The sequence below is a fragment of the Desulfonispora thiosulfatigenes DSM 11270 genome (assembly GCF_900176035.1).
In the GTDB taxonomy this organism is placed as follows: Bacteria; Bacillota; Peptococcia; order Peptococcales; family Desulfonisporaceae; genus Desulfonispora; species Desulfonispora thiosulfatigenes.
In genome coordinates this window covers 90,107-113,791 of record NZ_FWWT01000017.1, presented here as the reverse complement: position 1 = coordinate 113,791, position 23,685 = coordinate 90,107, and the positions used below count along the sequence as shown (strand labels likewise).

Annotated in this window: 20 protein-coding genes; 1 reads left to right on the top strand and 19 read right to left on the bottom strand. The window is 32.1% G+C overall.

Features of this window, described 5'->3' with window-relative positions; all coding sequences use genetic code 11:
- Positions 1–79 precede the first annotated feature (79 nt).
- The 14 genes from mtaB to B8965_RS07145 all read right to left on the bottom strand — a co-directional run bounded on the left by mtaB (position 80) and on the right by B8965_RS07145 (position 16,068).
- Positions 80–1,384, bottom strand: a complete 1,305-nt coding sequence (gene mtaB / locus B8965_RS07210; RefSeq protein WP_084053167.1) for a tRNA (N(6)-L-threonylcarbamoyladenosine(37)-C(2))-methylthiotransferase MtaB — start codon at positions 1,382–1,384, stop codon at positions 80–82.
- The gene (locus B8965_RS07205) at positions 1,381–2,121 is read right to left on the bottom strand and encodes a 16S rRNA (uracil(1498)-N(3))-methyltransferase (protein WP_084053166.1); all 741 of its coding nucleotides are present in this window, start codon (positions 2,119–2,121) and stop codon (positions 1,381–1,383) included. Before B8965_RS07205 ends, mtaB begins: the two co-directional genes overlap by 4 nt.
- A 2-nt stretch (positions 2,122–2,123) precedes the next feature.
- Entirely contained in the window at positions 2,124–3,071 is a 948-nt protein-coding gene (prmA, locus tag B8965_RS07200; protein ID WP_084053165.1) for a 50S ribosomal protein L11 methyltransferase, read from the bottom strand.
- 11 nt (positions 3,072–3,082) lie between these two features.
- Complete coding sequence (gene dnaJ / locus B8965_RS07195) at positions 3,083–4,243, bottom strand: molecular chaperone DnaJ (RefSeq protein ID WP_084053164.1); 1,161 nt, start codon at positions 4,241–4,243, stop codon at positions 3,083–3,085.
- Between the two features lie 80 nt (positions 4,244–4,323).
- The gene (dnaK, locus tag B8965_RS07190; protein ID WP_084053163.1) at positions 4,324–6,150 is read right to left on the bottom strand and encodes a molecular chaperone DnaK; all 1,827 of its coding nucleotides are present in this window, start codon (positions 6,148–6,150) and stop codon (positions 4,324–4,326) included.
- A 77-nt stretch (positions 6,151–6,227) separates the two neighbouring features.
- A complete protein-coding gene (gene grpE, locus B8965_RS07185) occupies positions 6,228–6,758 on the bottom strand; it encodes a nucleotide exchange factor GrpE (protein ID WP_084053162.1) in 531 nt (176 codons plus the stop codon).
- A gap of 30 nt (positions 6,759–6,788) precedes the next feature.
- On the bottom strand, positions 6,789–8,330 hold the full coding sequence (locus B8965_RS07180) for a TCP-1/cpn60 chaperonin family protein (RefSeq protein ID WP_084053161.1): 1,542 nt from the start codon (positions 8,328–8,330) through the stop codon (positions 6,789–6,791).
- 77 nt (positions 8,331–8,407) lie between these two features.
- Positions 8,408–9,430 (bottom strand): heat-inducible transcriptional repressor HrcA, encoded by a 1,023-nt coding sequence (hrcA, locus tag B8965_RS07175; RefSeq protein ID WP_084053264.1) that lies wholly within the window; start codon positions 9,428–9,430, stop codon positions 8,408–8,410.
- A 98-nt stretch (positions 9,431–9,528) separates the two neighbouring features.
- Positions 9,529–10,665, bottom strand: coding sequence for a radical SAM family heme chaperone HemW (gene hemW, locus B8965_RS07170; RefSeq protein WP_084053160.1), 1,137 nt, complete (start codon positions 10,663–10,665; stop codon positions 9,529–9,531).
- Between the two features lie 11 nt (positions 10,666–10,676).
- Positions 10,677–12,476, bottom strand: a complete 1,800-nt coding sequence (gene lepA / locus B8965_RS07165; RefSeq protein ID WP_084053159.1) for a translation elongation factor 4 — start codon at positions 12,474–12,476, stop codon at positions 10,677–10,679.
- Positions 12,477–12,553: 77 nt separating this feature from the next.
- A complete protein-coding gene (gene murJ, locus B8965_RS07160) occupies positions 12,554–14,122 on the bottom strand; it encodes a murein biosynthesis integral membrane protein MurJ (RefSeq protein WP_084053158.1) in 1,569 nt (522 codons plus the stop codon).
- Positions 14,123–14,136: 14 nt separating this feature from the next.
- A complete protein-coding gene (locus tag B8965_RS07155; RefSeq protein WP_084053157.1) occupies positions 14,137–14,505 on the bottom strand; it encodes a hypothetical protein in 369 nt (122 codons plus the stop codon).
- A 56-nt stretch (positions 14,506–14,561) separates the two neighbouring features.
- Entirely contained in the window at positions 14,562–15,677 is a 1,116-nt protein-coding gene (spoIIP, locus tag B8965_RS07150; RefSeq protein ID WP_159446305.1) for a stage II sporulation protein P, read from the bottom strand.
- A 61-nt stretch (positions 15,678–15,738) separates the two neighbouring features.
- Complete coding sequence (locus B8965_RS07145; RefSeq protein WP_084053155.1) at positions 15,739–16,068, bottom strand: phage holin family protein; 330 nt, start codon at positions 16,066–16,068, stop codon at positions 15,739–15,741.
- A 168-nt stretch (positions 16,069–16,236) separates the two neighbouring features.
- On the opposite strand from B8965_RS07145, the gene rpsT reads away from it, so the two are divergent.
- On the top strand, positions 16,237–16,503 hold the full coding sequence (gene rpsT, locus B8965_RS07140; protein WP_084053154.1) for a 30S ribosomal protein S20: 267 nt from the start codon (positions 16,237–16,239) through the stop codon (positions 16,501–16,503).
- A 25-nt stretch (positions 16,504–16,528) separates the two neighbouring features.
- On the opposite strand, the gene holA is transcribed toward rpsT, so the two are convergent.
- The 5 genes from holA to ilvD form a co-directional block, all read right to left on the bottom strand.
- Entirely contained in the window at positions 16,529–17,542 is a 1,014-nt protein-coding gene (holA, locus tag B8965_RS07135; protein ID WP_207651168.1) for a DNA polymerase III subunit delta, read from the bottom strand.
- A gap of 22 nt (positions 17,543–17,564) precedes the next feature.
- Positions 17,565–18,761, bottom strand: coding sequence for a D-alanyl-D-alanine carboxypeptidase family protein (locus B8965_RS07130; protein WP_084053152.1), 1,197 nt, complete (start codon positions 18,759–18,761; stop codon positions 17,565–17,567).
- A 26-nt stretch (positions 18,762–18,787) separates the two neighbouring features.
- On the bottom strand, positions 18,788–21,070 hold the full coding sequence (locus tag B8965_RS07125; protein WP_084053151.1) for a DNA internalization-related competence protein ComEC/Rec2: 2,283 nt from the start codon (positions 21,068–21,070) through the stop codon (positions 18,788–18,790).
- Between the two features lie 26 nt (positions 21,071–21,096).
- Complete coding sequence (locus tag B8965_RS07120) at positions 21,097–21,768, bottom strand: helix-hairpin-helix domain-containing protein (protein ID WP_084053150.1); 672 nt, start codon at positions 21,766–21,768, stop codon at positions 21,097–21,099.
- Between the two features lie 123 nt (positions 21,769–21,891).
- Positions 21,892–23,568: a dihydroxy-acid dehydratase gene (gene ilvD, locus B8965_RS07115; RefSeq protein ID WP_084053149.1), complete on the bottom strand. Its 1,677-nt coding sequence runs from the start codon at positions 23,566–23,568 to the stop codon at positions 21,892–21,894.
- Positions 23,569–23,685 lie beyond the last annotated feature (117 nt).

Below are 23,685 nucleotides of genomic sequence, written 5' to 3'. Positions count from 1 at the left end.
TCCTAGCTACTATTTTAATAAAGTATATATTCTTAGCCTTATTATTATAAATTCGCACTAAAAGCAGAAAATCCTGCTATTAAATCAACTCGCCACTTAAAAATCCTTTTTCAAGATTTTTTATTTTTACTTTTACGATTTGCCCCTTATCTATTTTACCTTTAAATTTTACAGGTAAATAATTATCTGTATGACCTTCACAAATTCCCTTAACATCTTGTTCGACTAATACTTCAACTGTTTGATTTATAAACTGACTAGCAAAGTTTACAAATCCTCTAGTTGCAAGATCACTAATAATTTTACTTCTTTTTTCTTTAATACTAGCTTCAACTTGATCTGGATATTTACTAGCAGGAGTTCCTTTGCGAGGAGAATATTTAAATACATGAATATCACTAAAACCAACTTTTTCTATAAGCTCAACACTATTTGCAAAAGACTCATCATCTTCACCTGGAAATCCGACAATGAAATCTGTGGTTATCGAAGCCCCTGGTACTTCTTGCTTAACCTTTGTTACTAACTGCTGAAATTGTTCAGCATCATAAGGTCGATTCATCAATTTAAGTATTTTATTATCCCCGCTTTGCAGTGGAATATGTAAATGACGACAAAAACGAGAATCATTTTTCATTAATTCTATAATTTCATCATTTATTTCTGTAGGCTCAATAGAACTGAGTCGTAAACGTTTAATATCAGTTTTATCTAATAAATTCTTGCATAAATCAAATAGGCTAAGCTTTTCATCATAAATACCATATGCGCCTAGATGTATACCAGTTAAGACAATTTCCTTAAACCCTGCATCAACTAGTCTCCCCGCTTCGTTTATACAATTATCAAGGCTACGGCTCCTAAAAGGTCCCCTTGAATAAGGAATGATACAATAAGTACAAAATTGTTCACAACCTTCTTGTACCTTTAAATAAGCCCTTGTTTTATGAATCAAACGATCAACTGGTAATTCTTCAAAATCCTTAGCTTTTCTAATATCAGAAACGAAGGTAGTAGCCATATTCACCTTTTGATGTTCCTCAATGACATCTACTATTTTTTCTCGTCCACTAGTTCCAATTATTAAATCTACACCCGGTATTTTTTCTAACTCATCTGCAGATGTCTGAGCATAACATCCTGTTACTACAATTAAAGCATTGGGATTTGTATTAATTGCTCTTCGAATAAATTGACGTGATTTTCGGTCTGCTAAATGAGTTACTGTACATGTATTAATAATATATACATCAGCTCTATTTTCAAAAGATACAATCTCATAATTTCGGTCTTTAAATAGTCCCTCAATTGCTTCAGTTTCATCTTGATTTACCTTACATCCTAAAGTATATAAGGCAACCCTTTTCTTATTTTCATTACTCATCCTAACTCACCTAATTCATATAAGACTATAGTTAAGGCTACTAATCCAGCTGTCTCGGTTCTTAAAATTCGAGAACCTAGCGAAGCTGCTATCGCACCTTTTTCTTGTAATTTATTAACCTCAGCTTCTGATAATCCACCCTCTGGTCCAATGATGATGTTTATGTTTTCGATACTTTCTTGTTTTTTAAGATATTCTTTCATTTTAGTTTTATTTTCATCTTCCCATAAAATCAAGGTTTTTTCAGTATTATCTAGTTTCTTTATTAATTCTTCCAAGGTTAATATCTCTGTTACTTCAGGCACGATCACTCTTTTACTTTGTTTCGCAGCTTCAGTAGCTATTTTTTGCCATCTATCTTTTCTTTCTTTTTTCTTTTTAGCATCAAGTTTTACTATTGTTCTTTCTGTAATTATCGGAATAATCTTACCTACACCTATTTCTGTACATTTTTGAATAATATAATCCATTTTATCGCCTTTAGCTATGGATTGAATTAAGGTAACTTGTACCTCAGTATCTTGACCAACAAAATAGGTATCCTTTATAAGACCTTCAACTTGAGTTTTACTTGTTTTATTAATTTCTACTAAATACTCAGTTCCTTTACCATCAAAAATTATAATCTCTTCTTTTTCTTCTATTCTTAAAACATTTAAAAGATAATGCGCATCACTACCATCTATAATAATTAAATCACTCTCAACTTCACTTGTCGGTATAAATAATCTTCGCATTCTTATCTCTCCTGTAACCCGCTTTGGACTACGATAGCTACCCAACCTGATTTTTCCTTTATTTCTAGTGTTTTAAAATCATATTCTTCTAGAGCTTTAATAACATCATCTTTTCTTTCATCTATGATTCCCGAACAAATTAAAATTCCCTTTTCGGTTAAATAGTTCTGAACAGATGGAATCATTCTGATTATAATATCTGCAACTATATTAGCTACGATTAAATCAGCTTTTAAAGTAGCCTTTTGGAGTAAATCACTTTGACATACTGTAATATTACTATCTTGTAAATTATTTATAACGACATTTTCTTTAGCAACTCTAACTGCAACATTATCAAAATCTAAAGCTTCTACATTTTTAGCTTCTAACTTGGCTGCTAAAATACTTAAAATACCACTACCACAACCTACATCAATAACATTCATCTCTGGTTTTACATATTTTTCTAACAAATTTATACATAAAGATGTGGTTGCGTGATTACCAGTACCAAATGCCATGCCAGGATCCAGTTCTATTACTAAGTCTCCTGGTTTTTCTTTATAATTTTCCCAGGAAGGTTTAATTACAGTCTTTTCTCCAATTTTTTCAGGTTTAAAATAAATTTTCCATGAATTTGCCCAATCTTCTTCTTTTACTTCTTGTTCTTCAATAATTGTTGGGATTTCGCCTATCCTAACTTTTAATAATTCTAGCTCAAGTTTTAACTCTTCTAATCTTGAAAAAATGAACTCGTCTACTGGTAAATATCCTTTGACTACTACGTCCATTTTATCTAACAGTTCTTTAGTGAAGTCATGTGCATCCCATGTACCTTTAGCTGCATATATAGAGATAAGCTGGGGGTCTTCAATCACGACTCCCCCAGCTCCAATCTCATGAAAAATATTAGCTATACCCTCAATTGCCTCTTGTACAGTTGTAACTTTAACCTCTAACCAATTCATAATATACTCTCCTAACCTTTAAAAGCATCCTTTACTCGTTCAAAGAAGCCTTTTTCTTTTCCATCATTTTCATCTTGATCCGTATGCTGTCCTTCAGCAAATGATTTTTCTAGCTTTTGAAGTAACTCTTTTTGTTCAGAAGTAAGATGTTTAGGAGTTATAATTTTCACTTGAACATGCTGGTCTCCTTTAGAAAAACCTTTGATACTAGTAATACCCTTTCCTCTTAATCTAAATACAGTTCCTGTTTGAGTTCCTTCCGGAATTTTTAATTTAACTGGTCCTTCTAGAGTCGGGATTTCTACTTCAGTTCCTATGGAAGCCTGCACAATATTGATTGGATATTCTAAAATTATATCATTACCTTGCCTAATAAAATACTCATGTGGTTTAACTGAAATATAAATATATAAATCTCCATGTGGTCCACCTAATTCACCAGGTTCACCCTCTCCTGCCATTCTTAAACGCGATCCAGAGTCAACACCAGCAGGTATCTTAACTTGTAGTTTCTTAGTTGCGCGAACCTTTCCCTGACCCTTACATTTTGTGCATGGTTCTTTAATAATTTTACCTTCACCATTACAAGTAGAGCAAGGTTTAACTGTTTGAAAATGACCAAATGCTGTTCTTTGAGTATGAGCTACTTGACCCGTACCATGACATGTTCCACAAGTTTCGGCTTCGGTTCCTTCTTTAGCCCCTGTTCCTTTACATTTAGAACAATTTTCATATCGTGGTAAAGAGATTGTCTTTTCTACCCCAAAAGCTGCCTCTTCAAATTCTATTACTAAATCATAGCGAAGATCATTTCCTTTAGTAGGACCTCTACGGGCTCTACCACCGCCAAAGCCTCCTCCGCCACCACCGAAGAATACATCAAATATATCACCAAATCCACCAAAATCTCCGCCACCAAATCCTCCTGCTCCACCAAAACCATTAGGATCTGTACCCGCATGACCAAATTGATCATAAGCAGATCTTTTTTCTGGATTAGAAAGAATTTCATAGGCCTCTGATACTTCTTTAAATTTCTCTTCCGCCTTTTTATCTCCTGGGTTCACATCAGGGTGGTATTTCCGGGCTAGCTTGCGATATGCTTTTTTAATTTCATCCTCGCCGGCTGTTTTACTAATTTCTAAAACTTCATAATAATCTCTTTTTGCCATCCCGGTTCACCTCCTTTTTCTAGTTTATTTAATACACAAGAAATCAAGCAGGAGTACATTCACTCCTGCTGATATTTTTATTATTTATCTTCCTTAATTTCTGTAAAGTCAGCATCTACTACATTATCATCTTGCTCTGGAGCGCCTTCAGGTGCTTCTTGCCCAGCTTCAGGATTTGCTTGCTCGTATAATTTTGATGATAATTTATAAACTATTTCAGTTAAAGCTTCAGATTTAGCTTTAATGTCTTCGGTGTTATCACCTTCTAATGCTGTTTTTAATTCTTGTATTGCTTTTTCTGCTTCGCCTTTTTCATCAGCATCTAATTTATCTCCTGCTTCTTTTAAAGTCTTCTCAGTTTGGTATACTAATGAATCTGCTCCATTTCTAGTTTCAACTTCTTCTTTGCGTTTTTTATCTGCTTCAGCATTCATTTCAGCTTCTTTTACCATGTTTTCAATTTCTTCATCTGAAAGTCCGCTTGAAGATTGAATTGTAATTTTTTGTTCTTTTCCTGTTCCTAAATCTTTAGCAGAAACATTTACAATTCCGTTAGCATCAATGTCAAACTTAACTTCAATTTGTGGAACTCCTCTAGGAGCTGCTGGTATTCCAGTTAATTGGAAACGTCCTAAAGTTTTATTATATTGAGCCATTTCTCTTTCACCTTGTAATACGTGAATATCAACTGATGTTTGACTATCAGATGCTGTTGAGAAAATCTGACTCTTAGAAGTTGGAATAGTTGTATTTCTTTCGATTAACTTAGTCGATACTCCACCTAAAGTTTCAATACCTAAAGATAAAGGAGTAACGTCTAATAATAATACGTCCTTAACTTCCCCTGATAATACACCTGCTTGAATAGCTGCACCTAGCGCAACACATTCATCAGGGTTAACACCTTTATAAGGCTCTTTACCAATTAAGTTTTTGATCGCTTCTTGAACCGCTGGGATACGTGTAGATCCACCTACTAAAATTACTTTATCTATTTCATTAGCAGAAAAACCTGAGTCTTTTAATGCTTGTTTTGTTGGAGTTAAAGTTTTTTCTACTAAATCTGCTGTTAACTCGTTAAATTTTGCTCTTGTTAAATTTAAGTCTAAATGCTGAGGTCCATCAGCTGTTGCAGTGATGAAAGGTAAATTAATATTAGTTGTTTGTACTCCAGATAATTCATGTTTAGCCTTTTCAGCTGCTTCTTTTAAACGTTGGGCAGCCATTTTATCTTTATTTAAATCTACACTAGTTTCTTTTTTAAACTCTTCAATCATCCATTCAATGATTTTTTGATCAAAGTCATCTCCACCTAAACGATTGTTACCACTAGTAGCCTTTACCTCAAATACACCATCACCTAATTCCAGAATAGATACGTCAAATGTTCCGCCACCTAAGTCATAAATTAGAATTGTTTGGTCATTTTCTTTATCTAAACCATAAGATAATGAAGCTGCTGTAGGTTCATTAATTATTCTTAAAACTTCAAGTCCTGCTATTGTTCCAGCATCCTTTGTTGCTTGTCTTTGACTATCAGTAAAATAAGCTGGAACAGTAATTACAGCCTTTGAAACTGACTCTCCTAAATAGCTTTCTGCATCATCTTTTAACTTTTGTAAAATAATAGCCGAAATTTCTTGAGGTGAAAATTGTTTATCATCAACACTAACCTTGTAATCTGTACCCATATGTCTTTTAATTGAACTAATAGTACGATCGGGATTTGTGATTGCTTGACGCTTAGCAACTTGACCTACTAAACGTTCAGCAGTTTTAGAAAACCCTACCACCGATGGTGTTGTTCTATTACCTTCTGGATTTGGGATAACTACTGGTTCCCCACCCTCCATTACTGCTACACAAGAATTTGTTGTACCTAAGTCTATTCCAATTACTTTACTCATTATAAAAAACCTCCTATATTCAATATTAATTTAAGGAATTCATCCTTTTTTTTAAGTACTTTTATTATTATTTGTCATTAACTATTCTTTGCTACTTGTACCATACTTGGTCTAATTACCTTATCATGGTATAGGTATCCTGCTCTTAAATCTTCAATTACTGTATTGTCAGGAACCTCATTGTTTTCTACCTGCATAACTGCATCATGAAGTTCAGGATTAAACTCATTTCCTTTAGCTTCAATTGCAGAAAGTCCTGATTTCTTTAAAACTTCATACAATTGACGATAAATCATATCCATACCTTCAATGAATTTTTTTACTTCTTCACTTGGTTCTTTAACATCAATTGCTCTTTGAAAATTATCTAAAACTGGCAAAGTATCTATTAGTAGTTTTTCATTGGCATATTTTAAAATACTTGCCTTTTCTTCTCTAGTTCTTCTTTTAAAGTTATCAAAATCTGCAGAAACTCTTAATAGTCTTTGATTAAGCTCATCAACTTCATTTGTTTCTTCTACGATTTCTACTTTACCTGTACTCTCTGTATTTTCCTCTTCTTCAATAATATCTTCTTCTAATTCTACATTTTCTTCATTATTAGTCATTTCCCCACCACCTGTGTATTGTTATATATATTAAAGATTACTTTCTTGTTTTTTTCGGATAATAGTATCAATACGTAAAATAGCTTCAGCAACTTCTCCTGCTGCTTTTAAAGCATGTATTTTTACTAAAGTAGGATCAATAATCCCCTCTACCAACATATCCTTGACATCACCTGTATCACAATCTATACCTAAAGCAAAGTTATTTTGTTCTACTTGTGCTTGAGTTACATTTCCTATTTTTTCTAATGGATTATAACCTGCATTTGTCGCTATTTGCATAAAAGGCTTTTCTAAAGCGCTAGCAACACATTTCACCCCAAAGCTAGTCATTCCTTTAATATCCTTTTGCAGACTTTCTAATTTTCTTGCTATATATAAATCTATAGAACCTCCACCAGGGACAAAGCCTTTTTTAAATGTGGCCTGAACACTACTAGCTGCATCTTTAGCAATTCTTTCCCTTTCACCTACTACTTCACTAGTAGAGGCGCTGACAATAACGGTAGCAATAGGTTCACCTATTCCATTTAAAATTCTAATATTTTCAAGTTTTTCATCTTCATATACCTTTTCGGCTGAGCCTATGTAGTTTTTAATGGCTTCTACTTGCTTATTTAAACCCGTTCTTTTGATCATTTTGGCTTTAGTATGCTTACTGATTTTTTGTAATTCTTTATTAGCTACTCTTTCCACAACCATTATGCCATTATCAATTAAGATTTCTTCAGCTAAATCATTTACACCTCTATCAACTAAAACTACATTGGCACCTGATTCCACAATTTTTTCGATACTTTGTTTAAATTCTTCACGTAGTTCCATAAACCTAGTAAAACCCTTTTCAGTTGCAAGAGCAGCATCATCAATTGCTTCTGGTTCAAGAGCATCATCTATGATCAATATTTTTGCATTTAATACTTCTTTTGGAGATTGTTTATTCATTCTTTCTTTATTAATTAATGTACCTACAAAAACTTCGTTATTAGCTCCCTCTATTGCTTTAATAGAATCAGATAATTTAAAAGAAGGCTCTAGTAATTTTTCAGATCCCATTATTTGAGCCGATTTTACAACTAAATTAGCTATATCTTCATATTCTCTGCCTGCAACTAAAGCTATCTTTGTTAATAACGAATAGTTATCTTGATCAATCTCTTGGGTCCTAGCTTCAAATTCTTCTATAGCTTGCGCTAAGCCTATCCTAAGCCCTTCAATCACCCTAGCTATGGGAACACCTTGAGTTACTTGTTTTAGCCCTTCACTTAACATTTCTCCAGCCATTAAGGTTGCAGTTGTGGTTCCATCACCAATTTCTTCTTGTTGCACTCTTGCTATATTAATTAACATTCTGGCAGCAGGATGGTTTACTTCCATCAAATTCAAAATAGTAACACCATCATTAGTAATCACTATATCCCCCATTTGATCGACTAGCATTGTATCTAAGCCCTTAGGGCCTATTGTTCCCTTTACAGCACTAGCTACAGCACGAATGGCTTCAATATTAGTTTCTAAAGCAGTGAATCTACTATCTAAATCAGAATTGTTTGCTCCATGGCTTGAACTCAAAACTACTACCTCCTAAATTTTTATCCACTTTTATCTAATGTATATTCTCCCACTTATACCAAAAAGATGCACTTGTTTCACTTTAATATAAGTCGGGATAAAACTTGGGTTAAATAATCAACTATTGATACAACATGAGAATATTGCATTCTTGTCGGTCCTAATACTCCTATCGTCCCCATTACATTGCCATTAAGTTTATAAGTTGCTGTTATTAAGCTACAATCTTTAATGCCTTCACAGTCATTTTCTGTCCCAATCTTGACTGCTACACCTTCTTCAAGATTATTTTTCATCACCTTATTTAGTTCTTCTTCTTGCTCTAGTAAAGTCAAGAGGCTACGAGCCTTATCTACATCCATAAATTCAGGTTGATTTAAAATATTTAAAGCTCCACCTAAATAAATTTTATTTTCCGTATGGGTATTTAAAATACTATCCAATAAGTCAATTGCCTTAGTATAAACCTTTTGTTGTTTTATTAAATTTAACTGTAATTCTTTTAAAATATTTTTATCCCAATCCTCCAATGTTAAACCTTTTAGCTTTTGATTTAAACACATTGAAACTATATCAAGATCCTCTTTAGTAACAGATTGAGGAATTTCGATAAATTTATTTTCAACTCTACCACCATCAGTAATAATTACAATTAAAGCCTTACCTGGTTCAATGAAAATTAACTGAATCATTTGTAAAGAATTACTGCCTGCCTTAGGAGCTATTACTAGAGATGTATAATTAGTCATGGTCGACAAAGTTTTACTAGTGTGTTTAATAATATCTTCGATTTGCTTAGCCTTCACACCAAAGCTTTCTCTAATGGTATCTTTTAATTTATCTTCTATAGCTACTTTTCTCATTAAACAATCAACATAATACCTATAACCTAAATCAGATGGAATTCTCCCAGCAGAAGTATGAGGTTGTTCCAAAAGACCTAGTTCTTCTAAATCCGCCATCTCATTTCGAACAGTAGCTGGACTAACCCCTAATTCATACTTTTTCGAAATGGTTCGGGAACCTACAGGTTCAGCAGTAGAGATATAATCAACGATTACTGCTTCGAGTATTTTCCTCTTGCGAGCATCCAATTCCATTTCATCCACCCTTTGTTTTGTTAGCACTCTCCTTTGTTGAGTGCTAATTTATAATAAAAAAATATCATTAACCTATGAAAATGTCAATGATTCTTCACTTATTTAAGTAAAAATTCTTCAAAAACTAAATTGCCAATATATAGTCCTTTATCTGTAAGCCTTATTCTTTCTGGGTTTAGCTCTATTAAACCTAGACTTATGCATTTATTAATTGCCCTTTTAAAAACAATTTCTAATTTTTCACCAAATCTATTCTCAAACTGGTCTAAGCTAACACCTTCGGTTAATCTTAAGCCCATAAAAACAGTTTCTGACATTTCTATTTTCTTATCATGGATGTCTTCTTCATAAAAAGGTAATTGATTATTTTCTAGGTTTTCTAAGTATTCTTCTAATCCTCCTACATTGATTTTTCTAGTAGGGGATTTATAAGAACATGCTCCTAGTCCTATACCAATATATGGTTCATTTAACCAATATGTTTTATTGTGCTTACATTCATAGCCTGGTTTTGCAAAATTTGAGATTTCATATTGTTTATATCCTTTTTCCCCCAAATAAGCTCTTGCCATCTTATACATTTCTAAGGCTATTTCATCATCAAATATTTCTATCTTTCCTTTTTGTAGCTCTTTTCCTAGAGGGGTTGTTTCTTCGATTTTAAGTTGGTATAACGAGATATGTTCTGGTTCTAAAGCTAAGGTTTCTAATAATGTATGCTCCCATTTTTTAAGACTTTGTTCAGGAAGACCATACATTAAATCTAAATTTACATTTAAAAATCCTGCTTTTCTAGCAGTACCATAACTTTTATAAACAGTTTTGGCTGAATGGATTCTTCCAATACTCTTTAATAATTCCTCATCAAAGGTTTGCACTCCAAAAGATACTCTATTTATTCCAGAGTCTTTTAACATACATAGTTTAGTATAATCCACTGTTTCCGGATTTGCTTCTGTAGTTATCTCTGTTTGCTGATTTACATAATAATTTTTTTTTATGGTATCCATTAAAGTACAAAAACTACTACCTGATAGAGAAGTAGGAGTACCTCCACCAAAAAAAACAGATTTTAGTGGAGTACTACTTTTATTGTTTGTAAGTGTTATTTCTTTTTCAAGTGCTTTTACATATCTTGTTTTAATCTCATTGTCACAGCTAGGGTAACTTAAAAAATCACAGTAATTACATTTACTTTCGCAAAATGGGATATGAATATATAAAGATTTGGCCATAACTTCACATCCTATTCTTCTAGACTTAATACAGCCATAAATGCCTCTTGTGGTATCTCAACATTACCCACTTGCTTCATTCTTTTTTTACCTTCTTTTTGTTTTTCAAGAAGCTTTCTTTTACGAGTTATATCTCCACCATAACATTTATCTAATACACTCTTTCTGAGAGCCTTTATTGTTTCTCTAGCAATTACCTTATTACCAATAGCCGCTTGAATAGGTACTTCAAACATTTGACGTGGTATTAATTGTCTTAATTTAGCTACTAAAGCCTTGCCTCTGGCATATGCTTTATCTTTATGAACAATACACGAAAGTGCATCAACTACTTCTGTATTAACTAAAACATCTAATTTAACTAAGTTAGATGCTAGATAGCCTTTCATTTCATAATCTAAAGAGGCATATCCTTTAGTTCTTGTTTTTAATTGGTCGAAAAAGTCATAAACTATTTCATTTAATGGTAAATCATATTTAAGTTGAACTCTATTTTCAGCTAAATACTGCATGTCTATGAAGATGCCCCTCTTCTCTTGGGCTAACTCCATTACTGCACCCACATAATCATTAGGAACCATAATTGAAGACTGAACAATTGGTTCTTCTAAAATATCTATAACTTGGGGAGCTGGTAAGTTTGCAGGGTTATCCACCATGATTACCTCTCCATTAGTTTTAGTTATTTTATAAATAACACTAGGAGCTGTAACTACTAATTCAATACCATATTCTCTTTCTAATCTCTCTTGAATTATTTCCATATGCAGTAATCCTAAAAACCCACATCTAAATCCGAATCCTAATGCAATTGAAGTTTCAGCTTCAAAGGTTAAAGATGCATCATTTAATTGTAGTTTATCAAGGGCATCTCTTAAATTTACATACTCGGAATTTTCTACAGGATATAATCCACAAAAAACCATAGATGTTGCTTTACGATAACCAGCTAAAGGTTCAGTTGCTGGATTATTAGCATCTGTTATAGTATCTCCGACTTGAGTGTCCTTTACATTTTTAATACTAGCTCCGACAAAACCAACTTCTCCGGGAGTTAGTTCTTCTAAAAATGTCATTTGAGGAGAAAACACCCCAACATCAGTAACATCAAAACTTTTACCAGTTGACATCATTTGAATTTTCATACCCTTTTTCAATGTACCTTCTAAAATTCGGATATATGACATAGCACCACGATAGCTATCATAGTTCGAATCAAAAATAAGTGCTTTTAATGGTTCTTTTTCATTTCCCATAGGTGCTGGGATTTTTTCAACAATAGATTCTAAAATATCTTCTATCCCTATACCAGCCTTAGCTGAGCAAAGAATAGATTCGCTAGCATCTATTCCAATTACATCTTCGATTTCTTGGCGTACTCGTTCTGGTTCAGCACTTGGCAAATCTATTTTATTAATAACAGGAATAATCTCTAAATCACTTTCTAGGGCTAAGTAAACGTTGGCTAAGGTTTGTGCTTCTATTCCCTGGGCGGCATCTACTACTAAAATAGCCCCTTCACATGCAGCTAGACTACGAGAAACCTCATAAGAAAAGTCCACATGACCAGGAGTATCTATTAAATTCAGGGCATATTCTTGTCCATCTTTTGCTTTATAATTAAGCCTAACTGTTTGTAGCTTAATCGTAATGCCTCTTTCTTTTTCTAAGTCCATATTGTCTAGAAATTGCGTTGTCATTTCTCTTTGTGATAACGCACCAGTATATTCTAATAATCTATCCGCTAATGTAGATTTTCCATGATCAATATGTGCAATAATACAAAAATTCCTTATACGATCTTGCCTCACAAATTTTCCCCCTTACATATTACCTATAGCATTACAGGATATTATAACAAAATTCACTATTACTTCCTAGAAAAGACTTATCTTTTCTTTTTAAAACGTTTCATAATAATTTTAGAGGCCATATTTGCTTCCTCCATTTTCATTAAATTCGCAACAATAATATAAACAATTGTACCTATCCCAATAGAAATTAAAACTTGTAAAATTTGATTAAGTTTTAAGCTCATATCTAAACTATGTTCCATAAAAATAGACGCCAGATACACTATTAGCCCCATAAACAAAGAAGCAATTAATGTTTTCATAAATGAAACAAGCATTTTGGTCCCATCTATCTTTCCTATTTTCACTCTTAATAAATATAATAATAATATCATGTTTACAAGTCCTGCTATTGAATATGCTAGAGCTAAACCTCCATGAGCTAAAGGCTTAATTAAAATAAAGTTTAACACAATATTAACAAGTATAGTGATAATACCTGCGATTACAGGAGTTTTCGTATCTTGAATAGCATAAAAAACCCTATTTAATACTTGCTGAGCAGAATACCCAATAAGTCCCAAAGAATAAAAGAATAAAGCATATGTAGTGGCTATAGTGTTTGCCTCTGTAAATTGTCCTTGTTCAAACATTGCCCTAACTATAGGCATTCTTAGAGCAATTATACCTACAGCAGAAGGAAGTGTTATAAATATTATCGTCCTAACCCCTAAAGACATAGTATCTTTAAACTCTTTAGTTTGCTTATTAGCTGCTTGTCCTGTTAAGGTTGGAAAAACTGCTACTGCTACTGCTACACCAAAAATACCAACGGGTAGTTGCATTATTCTTTGGGCAGCTCGCATTGCTGAAATCATTCCAGAAGGCAGGCTTGAAGCTAAATTTTGATTAATAAAAAGATTAACATGCGTCACTGATAATCCAATTAGTACAGGCAAAATAAGTGCTAGAATCTTTTTTACCCCTGGATGCTTTAAATCTATAACTGGTTTATATTTAAGTCCTACTTTTATAAGTGCCGGTATTTGTACCGCTAAACTAAGAAAAGCACCAAATACTACTCCAATTGAAAAACCCATGATGCTAAATCTTTTAGATAATAATACCCCTACTATAACAATACTAAAGTTATATAAAACTGATCCTAGTGCAGGGGAGAAAAAATGCTTGTAAGAATGTAAAATCCCTTGACTTATTCCATTAAGTGCCATAATAAAGCTTTGAGCAAACATTATTCTTGTAAGTAATACAGTATAAGCTAACCCTTTGGCATCAAACCCTGGAACTAAGATATTAATTAACTGTGGTGTGAAAATAATTCCAATTGTAATACCTATGGTCATAAGGATTAGCACTAGGTTAAACACTGTACTTGCTACTATCCAACCATCTTCTTCTCTTTTCGTTGCGATGTAACTTGAAAAGACAGGGATAAAGGCAGAGCTCAATGCTCCACCTACTAATAAGTAATATAAAAAATCCGGGATAGAAAATGCTGCATTATAAGCGTCTGTTAAATAGTTTTGACCAAATTTAGTATAAATAACTACATCTCTGACATAACCAAATATACGTGATAAAAACATGGCTACCATAAGTAACCCTGCTGCCTTAAATACTCCCTTTTGCTGACTTTCAGCCATTTGATTCACCTTTTTCATCTTAATAATATGTTTAGATATCCGTTAAAATCGCTTAAGAACTTTTGTACACCCTTAATCCATAAAGTTAATAAGTACTCTAATCTAGGAATCATTATAAATTTTACCGTACTTATAAAATTTTGTATATAAATTTTAATATTAACCATAAAATCATTAGTTTTACTGAGGGTAAAATTATAACTTTCTCCAATTATATTTATTTGTAATTTCTCCTGTCCCATATTTTCAATATAAAAAGGTGGTATAATGTTTTTTCCTGTAATTTGGGATAATCTAATAATTGACAAATTACTTCCTAGAATAATCAATAAAATAAACATAATAGTAATCATAGTTACCGAAAAATAGTTTTTAATAGTCATGATTAACCCCCTAAATAGTTATGGTAATAGCGTTACCACACTTGTTAGGGGTTATACTAATTCTCTGGTTTTTTTACAACATTTGCTATAATATCTGCAAGTAATTCCGCACTATATAAGGCCTCATCTAAAGTATTTAAATCCGAACCAAATTCTAAGAGTACTGCTTGTGGATGTAGTTGTTGATTATATCTACGATTATCCCTGATTCTAATATCTCGGATTAAACCAGGATAAAGCTCATTACTCTTACTTTCTAATTGTTGAGCAAAAGCTAGATTTTTCTTCCAATTCTCATGTTCAGTTGCTATCACCAGTAAAATTTTAGCCGCATTTTTTCCATTAATATTTATAGTTGTTGGATCTTTACTTTTATATCCCGCATCTCTATGTATATCAAACATCATGCTTGCATTTTTATTTTCACCTAAAAGCTGTTGAGCAGTTTTTAAAGATTCAATATATGAACGAGTCCAATCAGGATAATCATGAATATTTTCAGATTGAACAACTTTTGCACCATATTCATCTTCAAGCTTTTGTTTTAATCTTTGTGCAACTTTGAATACTCCCGCATTTTGGCCTTCTAGTTTAGCTGCTTCCGGCTTATAATTTTCAGCATTATGTGTATTGTATAATAGTATCACAGAATCCTTGTCAAATACTTGTAATATGTCTTTTTTTACTTCAAAATTCCACTCTTCTAATTCAGGTGGGGTTTCTAAATAAAAGTCTTCTTCACCACCATGTACCATTTGAACTCCTACCGGACTTACATTAGAAAGATAGGCTAATTGATATTTTAAATATGAAGTAGGTTCACTTTTTGATATCTCTGTAATGTTTATAAACTTATCAGAAAAATAATTAAGTAAAGTAACAGATCCTTCTTTTTCATTATCTATAAATAAAGGGCATCCCTGTCCTAATATATCTCGTAACTCACTTTCATTCATACCTACGAAGTTTAATATTTTTTCAACCTTTTCATAATTACTTACAGAATCTTTAGTATTATTTGTACTTACTTCTATGCTATCAGCATTTTTCCAGAATGAACCAGCCGTTAAAAATAATAATAGCAAAAAAAAGGCTAAAAATATCTTTGTATAATATCTATTTTTTCGATGCCGATATTTACCCCAAATTAGTTTACGGGTTCTAAAAAACAATATAACCCCTCCCTTTAGATCCATTAATAAATATATATGAACTAAAGAAAGAGGTTATTCCTTATCTTATTGCTGTCGGGACAAAATAATCTATTATTCCAATAACAAATGCTGCTAACATTGCGCCAATAAGTGATACTGAAAGTTGATTTGGAATAATCATTTGTGCTACATAAATCACTACTGCCGCTGTTACAAATCCAGTTAAACCCCTACTAGCGGGGGAAACGTGTTCTCCTAATAGTTTTTCTACACCCCATCCTAATCCTGCAATTACAACTGCAGCTATAAGTGCACCCCAAAAACCACTAACAGTTACCCCAGGTAATAACCAACTTGTAAATAAAATTGCAAAAGCCGATACAATAAATCTAACAATTGTACTTATCATTTTAACCTCCTAAATTAAAGTTATTTTATTTTGTTTCATTTTATCTTTCCCTAAATTATAATAAATATGTAATATTGCATTTTAGGGACTTGCATGATAAAATAAAATTTGTTGAAATTGTATTCTAAATTAAAAGGCTTCCGGTCTGCTTTGAAGGAGGTGACGATTGTGGCTAATATTAAGTCAGCTATTAAAAGAGCTAAAAAAGCTCAAGTGCGTGCATTAAAAAACAAAATGTTTAAATCAAAATTAAAAACAGCTATCAAAAATTTTGAAAAAGCTATAGACGCTAAAAGTATTGATGAGGCAAAGGCTACCCTTACTAACGCAGTTAAGGTTATTGATAAAGCAGCTTCCAAAGGTCTTCTTCATAAAAACAATGCTGCTAATAAAAAATCCCGTCTTACAAAAATGTTCAATAAAATTGCAGGCTAAAAAAGTCGCCATTGGCGACTTTTTTTTATTGGTAACATAGCTTTATCACTAGATTTTCCATAAGCTCCCGAGTTAAACCTCCACTTGATTTTAATTTAGTTTCTGTGTCCAATAAGTATTCAAGCGATATTATCAATTCCTCTATAGAAAACTTCCGACCTTGTCCGATTACCTTAGAAACAATAAATGGAGCTTGTTCTAACTTTTCTCTGATTTGTTTTTCAGAGTACCCAGTGGTCAAAAGGTCCTTTGCTATAATTATCATTCTAAATTGTCTTACTAATAAATGAATTAATTTTAAAGGTGCTTCTCCCATAGAAAGACTAATATTTAATTGTTCTAAAGCTTTTTTACCTTGTTTATTAGCAATATTATCAATCAAATGAAAGATATTGATTTCAGAAGTTTTAGCAACTAAATTTTGGACAACATCTAAAGTTATTTTTTCATCTTGTACATATAAGATTATCTTGTCTAACTCATTAGTAAGAAATTCTAGTCCCTCTCCTCCAACTATAATTAGATAGCTTAAAGCTTCTGCGTCAATTTTCACATTTCTTTGTTTTAAATAATTCAAAATCCATTGTTCCATTTTTTCTCTATTTAATCCTTGAAAATCAATAATCTGTCCAATACTCTGCATTTCTTTATAAATCTTTTTTCGTTTATCTACTTTTCCTATGACTTTCAAAATTAAACACGTACTTAGATTAGGATTTTTTAAGTATTCTAGTAAAAACTTTTCTTCACCTTTCTCCTCTTTGTTTTTAACGGTCATTATAAAAGGTGGATTTTCAATAACAACAATCCGTTTATCACTCATTATCGGCATGGTATTAGCTAAATCTACTATTTGCTTTAAAGATACTTTATCGCCTTCAACATAGTCAAAATTAAACGCTTCAACTTCTTCTGGTAGGAATTTTTCTTTTACTTTGGTTATCATTTGATTCATTAATAATTTTTCAGTTCCTTCAAAAATATATAAAGGTGAAATTACTTCTCTTTTTAAACTATTCATAAAACCTAGGTAGTCCATCATTTACTCCTTAAAACTATATTTATAAATTTTTTGAATTGTAGTAACGATAAACTCTTCTTCGTTTTTTACTAAACATTCTGTACATTCTTACAACTATTTGCAGTAAATATATTACAGCAATAACATTTAAAAATCCTTGTAAAAGGTTATATTGTTCCTTTACACTTTCCTTTGCTTTTAAAGGTATCCGGTCTTTTTCTTGTCCATTTAAAGAGACAATTAATTCCCCTATAATTTCTCCCTTTTTAACAGGTAAACTGGTTTTTTGTAGGACTACTTGTCTTTCTAATTTAGATTCTTCTCCACTAGGAATAGAAATATTAAAGGGTCTTGCAGCTAGCAGTTCTACATTTTTAGTATCAGTAAACTTAATTGAAGCTACGGTATTATCCTTTTCCATTAAACTCATACTATGAAAGTTTTGAAAACCATATTCCAGAAAAGCTTGAGCTTCATCATAAATATTACCTGTTTCAACACCTAAAATTACACAAATTAATTCTCTTCCATTTCTTTTTGCTGAAGCAACTAAAGTATTTTTAGCTTCCGAAGTATATCCAGGTTTCATTCCTGTACTATCTGGCATTTTCCATAATAGTTTATTGATATTTACAAGATTATTTTGCCACTCTGTTCCTACCCAATTATAAGTTTTTTTACCTGCTAATTCTCTAAAGGTAGGATTTTTCATCGCATACTTACCTATTAAGGCTAAATCATAAGCTGAGGTTAAATGCTTATCATCTGTTAAACCATGGGGATTGCAAAAACTACTTTCTTTACATCCAATCTCTTGTGCTTTTTTATTCATCATTTTGATGAAACTTTCTTCAGATCCACCTATATGTTCGGCGATAGCTAACGCAGCATCATTTGCAGAATGAACCATTGCAGCATTAACAAGTTGTTCTAAGGTCACTTGGTCACCTTCTCTTAAATAAACCTTTGAACCTTCTGCTTTAGGAGGATTAGCACCTATTGTTACTTTATCATTTAGTTTTCCTTCTTCAAGTGCAATTATTACAGTTAAAATTTTAGTTGTACTGGCCGGAAATAGTTTCCTATGTACATCCTTTCCTGCTAATACTTGATTTGAACTAGGATCATATAAAATATAGGATTTACCATTTGTTTCTGGGGGAGCAGCTGCTATAGCTTTATCGGCTATTAATATTATTAACAGACATAAAAATAAATTTCGTAGTATTTTATACAAAACATATTACCTCCTAATTTGGTGCTTTAATTAACTAGTGTTGTAGTTGGTTTAAGTCTATCCTTTTTAACCTTTAAAATAATAGCACCGTTTTTGTCAGTTCTAAAAGTTTCTATTTTTCTTTTCTTGAGTTTTTTCACTATATCTTGATGCGGATGATTATACTGGTTACTTCTACCTGCAGAAATAATCGCCATACTTGGATTTGTATTATCATATAATTCAGCCGAATCTGAACTTTTACTTCCATGATGAGGCACTTTAATTACTTCTACCTCATCTAGCTGATTAACAAATTTTTCTATTCCTTTATTTTCAACATCTCCGGTAAATAGGATATCTTGCTTTCCATAAGTGAAAATAAAAACTATAGAAGCGTTATTTACATCTAGTGCACTTAAGTTATTTGGATGTGGAGCAATAATCTTTAATATAATTTGACCTCCAACAGTTAGTTTCATTCCTTGTTTACCTTCGATAATTTTAGTTTCTTTTTTCTTAGCTATATTTTTTAGTTCTTGTAAAGCTTCATTGTTATACGCATCTGGAGGTACTAATAAAGTACTTACTTTAATAGATTCTAACACTTTAAACAAGCCATTAATATGGTCAGAATCTGGATGAGATAATACAACTAAATCTACTTTATTAGTACCAATATGTTTTAAATAATTAAATAAAGTAGTAGTATCTGGGCCCCCGTCTATAACAATTTTTTTGTTTTGATTTGTTTGGATGACACAGCTATCCCCTTGACCTACATCTAAGAATGTCATCCTTATTTCCTGGTTAATAGGTATAGTTAATAATAACAAAATTACTACTAAAATAATACTAGTTATTATTCTAATTTTCTTAGGTATATAAGGATAAATTGTTTTTCGTTCTCTAATTAAAATCAGAATAAAATAATATAAAATTATCCCTATAAGAGGGGGACTTGGAAAAAATGTATAGCCTGATGAAAATATCTTCATAATTAGATCGCTAAACAGCATAATCCCATCTAATAATACATTACAGAAAAAGATTAAGGGACTAACTACTAAAGTTGATCCAAAAGAAATGAGTATTGTAGCCAATAATAAAGGTACAAGAACAGATACTATGCCAACAATCAAAACATTTACTAATGGTGCTACAAATGAGATTAAATTAAAATAATAAACTACAATAGGCAAAGAAGCTATTTGTGCCGCAAGAGAAATAGACAATATTTCCCTTATTTTCGACGGAAAACGAACAAATATTTCCCGGGTAATTTGACTAAAATAAACTAGTCCCCACACGGTTATAAAAGATAATTGAAAACTAATCGTAAATAAAGCTAAAGGATTGAAAATTAAAATTACTAAAGCACTACTTGCAATAATTGTATAAAAGTCCTTATACTTAAGCAAATTAGTCCCCAGTAGCACTAATATGCTCATTAAAGAAGCTCTTATAACTGATGGGCTGAGACCTGTAATTAAACTATAAAAAAACAAAAGTATTATTGCAAAAAACAAATTGAATGTTGGTGAAATTTTACAAACCTTACTTAATAAAAGATATGCCCCTAAAATATATCCTACATGTAGACCTGAAACTGCAAAAATATGGACAATGCCTAATTTTTGAAAAAGGTCATAATAATGCTCATCTAAATTGCTTTTATCTCCTAAAATTATACCTAAAATTATCCCACTTTGCTTTTCTGGAAAGAGATCTACTATCTTTTTAGCTACTTTTTCTCTAAATTTAAAGGTGTACGCAAAAAAGCCTGTACCTTGCTTTAATACTTCTCCTTTTTCTAAAACATATATTTTCTGGTAGACCTTTTGTTTACTCCAATAATCCTTTTCTGAAAATTGTCCCGGATTTGTCGCTACTTTTAAACCATTTAATTTACCCTTTAATTTAACTTTATCATTCCACGAAAAATATTCAGGACAATCTTTCTTAAATTGGATTAAGACAAGTGGCTTATTTTTTAATTTTGTCTTATTGATTTTTTCTAGTTCAATTATATATCTATTATTACTTAGTATTTTAGGTTTTATTTTCCCGGTAACTTCAACGTTTTCTCCTTCCCAAGGAGCTAAGCTTTCATCAACAATATTATGTAGATTGACTATCACAATACCTAAAATTAAAGGCAATAAGATGAAAATTACCTTAAGGTAATTTTTGTGAATTTTCACCATTCCTAGACTTAAACAAATCCCGCAAAAAATTAAAGTACAGGCTAAATATAAATTATTAAAACCTACAATTATTCCCACAATATAAACTAAAGTAAAATTCACTATTTTTCTTTCAACATTCATTTGTTTCCTCCAGAACGACTATTATTTCACCGCACTGAAATCTTATCTTTTAATTTTTCTAAAGTTGCCGCTCCTATTCCTTTAACATTTGTAATTTCTTCAATTGATTTAAAGTTACCATTGCTATTTCTGTATTCAATAATAGCATCTGCTTTTACTTGCCCTATTCCTGGTAAGCTTTGTAACTCTGATGCTGAGGCTTTATTAATATTTATTTGATCCTTATTTGTTGTGCCCCTTCCTTCGGTATTTAAAGGGTTAAAACCATCAGCCATAACTGGCATGGACTCTAAATTTTCATCTTCTATTATATCTGCCGCACTTGGAACAAAGATAGGCTCTTCATCTTCTAATATTTTAGCTCTATTTAAATATTTATCGATTAAAGCTTCTACAGTTGGCTGAGCTAAGTTTAAAGCATCTTCAACCCTTGCCCCTTCTGGCAGTTCATATATACCAGGTTTATGTACTGCTCCGAAAACATGTACCATAATATAAGAACTTTTAGTTTCATTATCCTTCGCATCGTCTTCATTTATTTCATCTTCTTCTAATTCCTCTTCGTCTAGTTCATTTTCTATTTGAATGTCATCCTTTGCCGTTCTCCATTCATGATATTTTCCACCTGACCAAAAAACAAAGATAGTAATTATAATTATTAAAAATAAAATTGCCTTTTTATTTAATCTTTCATCCATTTAAAATTAGCCTCCAATTAAAATTAAAATATAAATGAATCAAAACAAAAACAAAAAAGAAGCAGAAGGTAAATTAATCCTCTGCTTCTTTAGCATTTCCATATTCTATATTATTTAATATTTTTATTCAAAATCGTCTCTCATTGAAGCTCCTGTGCTAGCTGATGTCACAAGTGCTGCGTATCTTTTTAAATAAGAATTAGCAAAAGTATTAGTTTTAGGTTTTACCCACTTTTCTTTTCTTTTAACTAATTCTTCCTCTGAAACCTTTACATCTAACTTACGATTAACAATATCTATTTGGATAATATCTCCTTCTTCTATGAGGCCAATAGTTCCACCTTCAGCTGCTTCAGGAGAAACATGACCAATAGCTGCTCCCCTTGTTCCACCAGAGAATCTTCCATCTGTAATTAAAGCTACTTCTTTATCTAGTCCTTGACCAATTATTGAAGAAGTTGGACTTAGCATTTCTCTCATACCTGGTCCACCTTTTGGTCCTTCATAGCGAATAACAACTACATCACCTTTGTTAATTTTTCCACTCATAATTGATTCAAAGGCTTCTTCTTCTGAATTAAATACTCTAGCTGGTCCTTCATGAGTCAGCATTTCCTTCGCCACTCCCGATTGCTTAACTACTGCACCTTCAGGAGCAAGGTTTCCTCTTAGCACCGCTATTCCACCTGTTTTTGAATAAGCATTATCTAAAGTTCTAATAACTTCTTCATCAAAAACTTTAGCATCTTTCACATTTTCAGCGATAGTATAACCCGTAACTGATTTTTGATTTCCATCTATTAAGGAAGCATCTAATAATCTTTTTAGTACTGCAGATATCCCGCCTGCTTCATATAAATTAGTAATTCTATGTTCTCCAGAAGGATTTAATTTACATATATTTGGAGTAATACCACTAATGCGATCAAATTCTTCTAAACCAAAATCAACTTCTGCTTGTCTTGCAATAGCTAGTAAATGAAGTACTGTATTACTTGAACCACCTATTGCCATATCTAAAGTTACTGCATTACAAAAAGCTTCTTTAGTGAATAAATCTCTTGGTTTAATTTCCTTTTGCACTAAATCAACTATTCTAAGACCGGCTCTTTTTGCTAATCCTCTTCTTGCCCCATAAGAAGCAGGTATAGTTCCATTTCCAGGTAGTGCAATACCTAAAGCTTCAGCTAAGCAGTTCATAGTATTAGCTGTATACATTCCAGCACAGCTTCCACAAGTAGGACAAGCCTTTTGCGTCATTTCTTCTAATTCATCTTCAGTGATTTTACCACTTGCACATGCACCTACAGCTTCAAATGCTCCTTTAATTAAATCTGTATCTTCTCCATTATATCTACCTGGAAGCATTGGACCTCCACTAATATATATGGAAGGAATATTTAAACGAGCTGCTGCCATTAACATTCCTGGTACAATTTTATCACAATTACCAACTAAAACCATACCGTCAAATTTATGTCCTATTACCATAGCTTCAATTGAATCAGCAATTAATTCTCTACTTGCTAGTGGGTATCTCATTCCACTATGATTCATGGCAATTCCATCACAAATACCAATTGCAGGGAATTCCATAGGGGTTCCGCCAGCTGCTGCTACACCTAATTTTACTGCCTGAGTGATTTCATTTAAATGAAAATGCCCTGGTATAATTTCATTGTGAGCATTAACAACTGCGATTAGAGGTTTTTCTAAATCCTCCGGTAAATAACCAGTTGCATATAATAACGAACGGTGAGGAGCTCTAGCAATTCCTTTTGTAATTTGATGACTATTCATAACTTTTCCCCCTATTTAAAAGATTCAGTTATATAAAAGAGTGATTTTTTAATATACTATACTATAACAATGGAGTTTTTTCTACTGTTAATTTATAATATTAAGTAGGGAATATTA

Excerpts from the sequence above, each read along its gene's own strand:
- hemW (WP_084053160.1), bottom strand. The coding sequence starts at position 10,665 with ATGGCCAAATCTTTATATATTCATATCCCATTTTGCGAAAGTAAATGT.
- B8965_RS07155 (WP_084053157.1), bottom strand. The coding sequence starts at position 14,505 with ATGACTATTAAAAACTATTTTTCGGTAACTATGATTACTATTATGTTT.
- B8965_RS07205 (WP_084053166.1), bottom strand. The coding sequence starts at position 2,121 with ATGCGAAGATTATTTATACCGACAAGTGAAGTTGAGAGTGATTTAATT.
- prmA (WP_084053165.1), bottom strand. The coding sequence starts at position 3,071 with ATGAATTGGTTAGAGGTTAAAGTTACAACTGTACAAGAGGCAATTGAG.
- dnaK (WP_084053163.1), bottom strand. The coding sequence starts at position 6,150 with ATGAGTAAAGTAATTGGAATAGACTTAGGTACAACAAATTCTTGTGTA.
- hrcA (WP_084053264.1), bottom strand. The coding sequence starts at position 9,430 with ATGGAATTGGATGCTCGCAAGAGGAAAATACTCGAAGCAGTAATCGTT.
- B8965_RS07125 (WP_084053151.1), bottom strand. The coding sequence starts at position 21,070 with ATGAATGTTGAAAGAAAAATAGTGAATTTTACTTTAGTTTATATTGTG.
- mtaB (WP_084053167.1), bottom strand. The coding sequence starts at position 1,384 with ATGAGTAATGAAAATAAGAAAAGGGTTGCCTTATATACTTTAGGATGT.
- grpE (WP_084053162.1), bottom strand. The coding sequence starts at position 6,758 with ATGACTAATAATGAAGAAAATGTAGAATTAGAAGAAGATATTATTGAA.
- ilvD (WP_084053149.1), bottom strand. The coding sequence starts at position 23,568 with ATGAATAGTCATCAAATTACAAAAGGAATTGCTAGAGCTCCTCACCGT.
- holA (WP_207651168.1), bottom strand. The coding sequence starts at position 17,542 with ATGGACTACCTAGGTTTTATGAATAGTTTAAAAAGAGAAGTAATTTCA.
- B8965_RS07145 (WP_084053155.1), bottom strand. The coding sequence starts at position 16,068 with ATGATAAGTACAATTGTTAGATTTATTGTATCGGCTTTTGCAATTTTA.
- murJ (WP_084053158.1), bottom strand. The coding sequence starts at position 14,122 with ATGGCTGAAAGTCAGCAAAAGGGAGTATTTAAGGCAGCAGGGTTACTT.
- dnaJ (WP_084053164.1), bottom strand. The coding sequence starts at position 4,243 with ATGGCAAAAAGAGATTATTATGAAGTTTTAGAAATTAGTAAAACAGCC.
- B8965_RS07120 (WP_084053150.1), bottom strand. The coding sequence starts at position 21,768 with ATGGATGAAAGATTAAATAAAAAGGCAATTTTATTTTTAATAATTATA.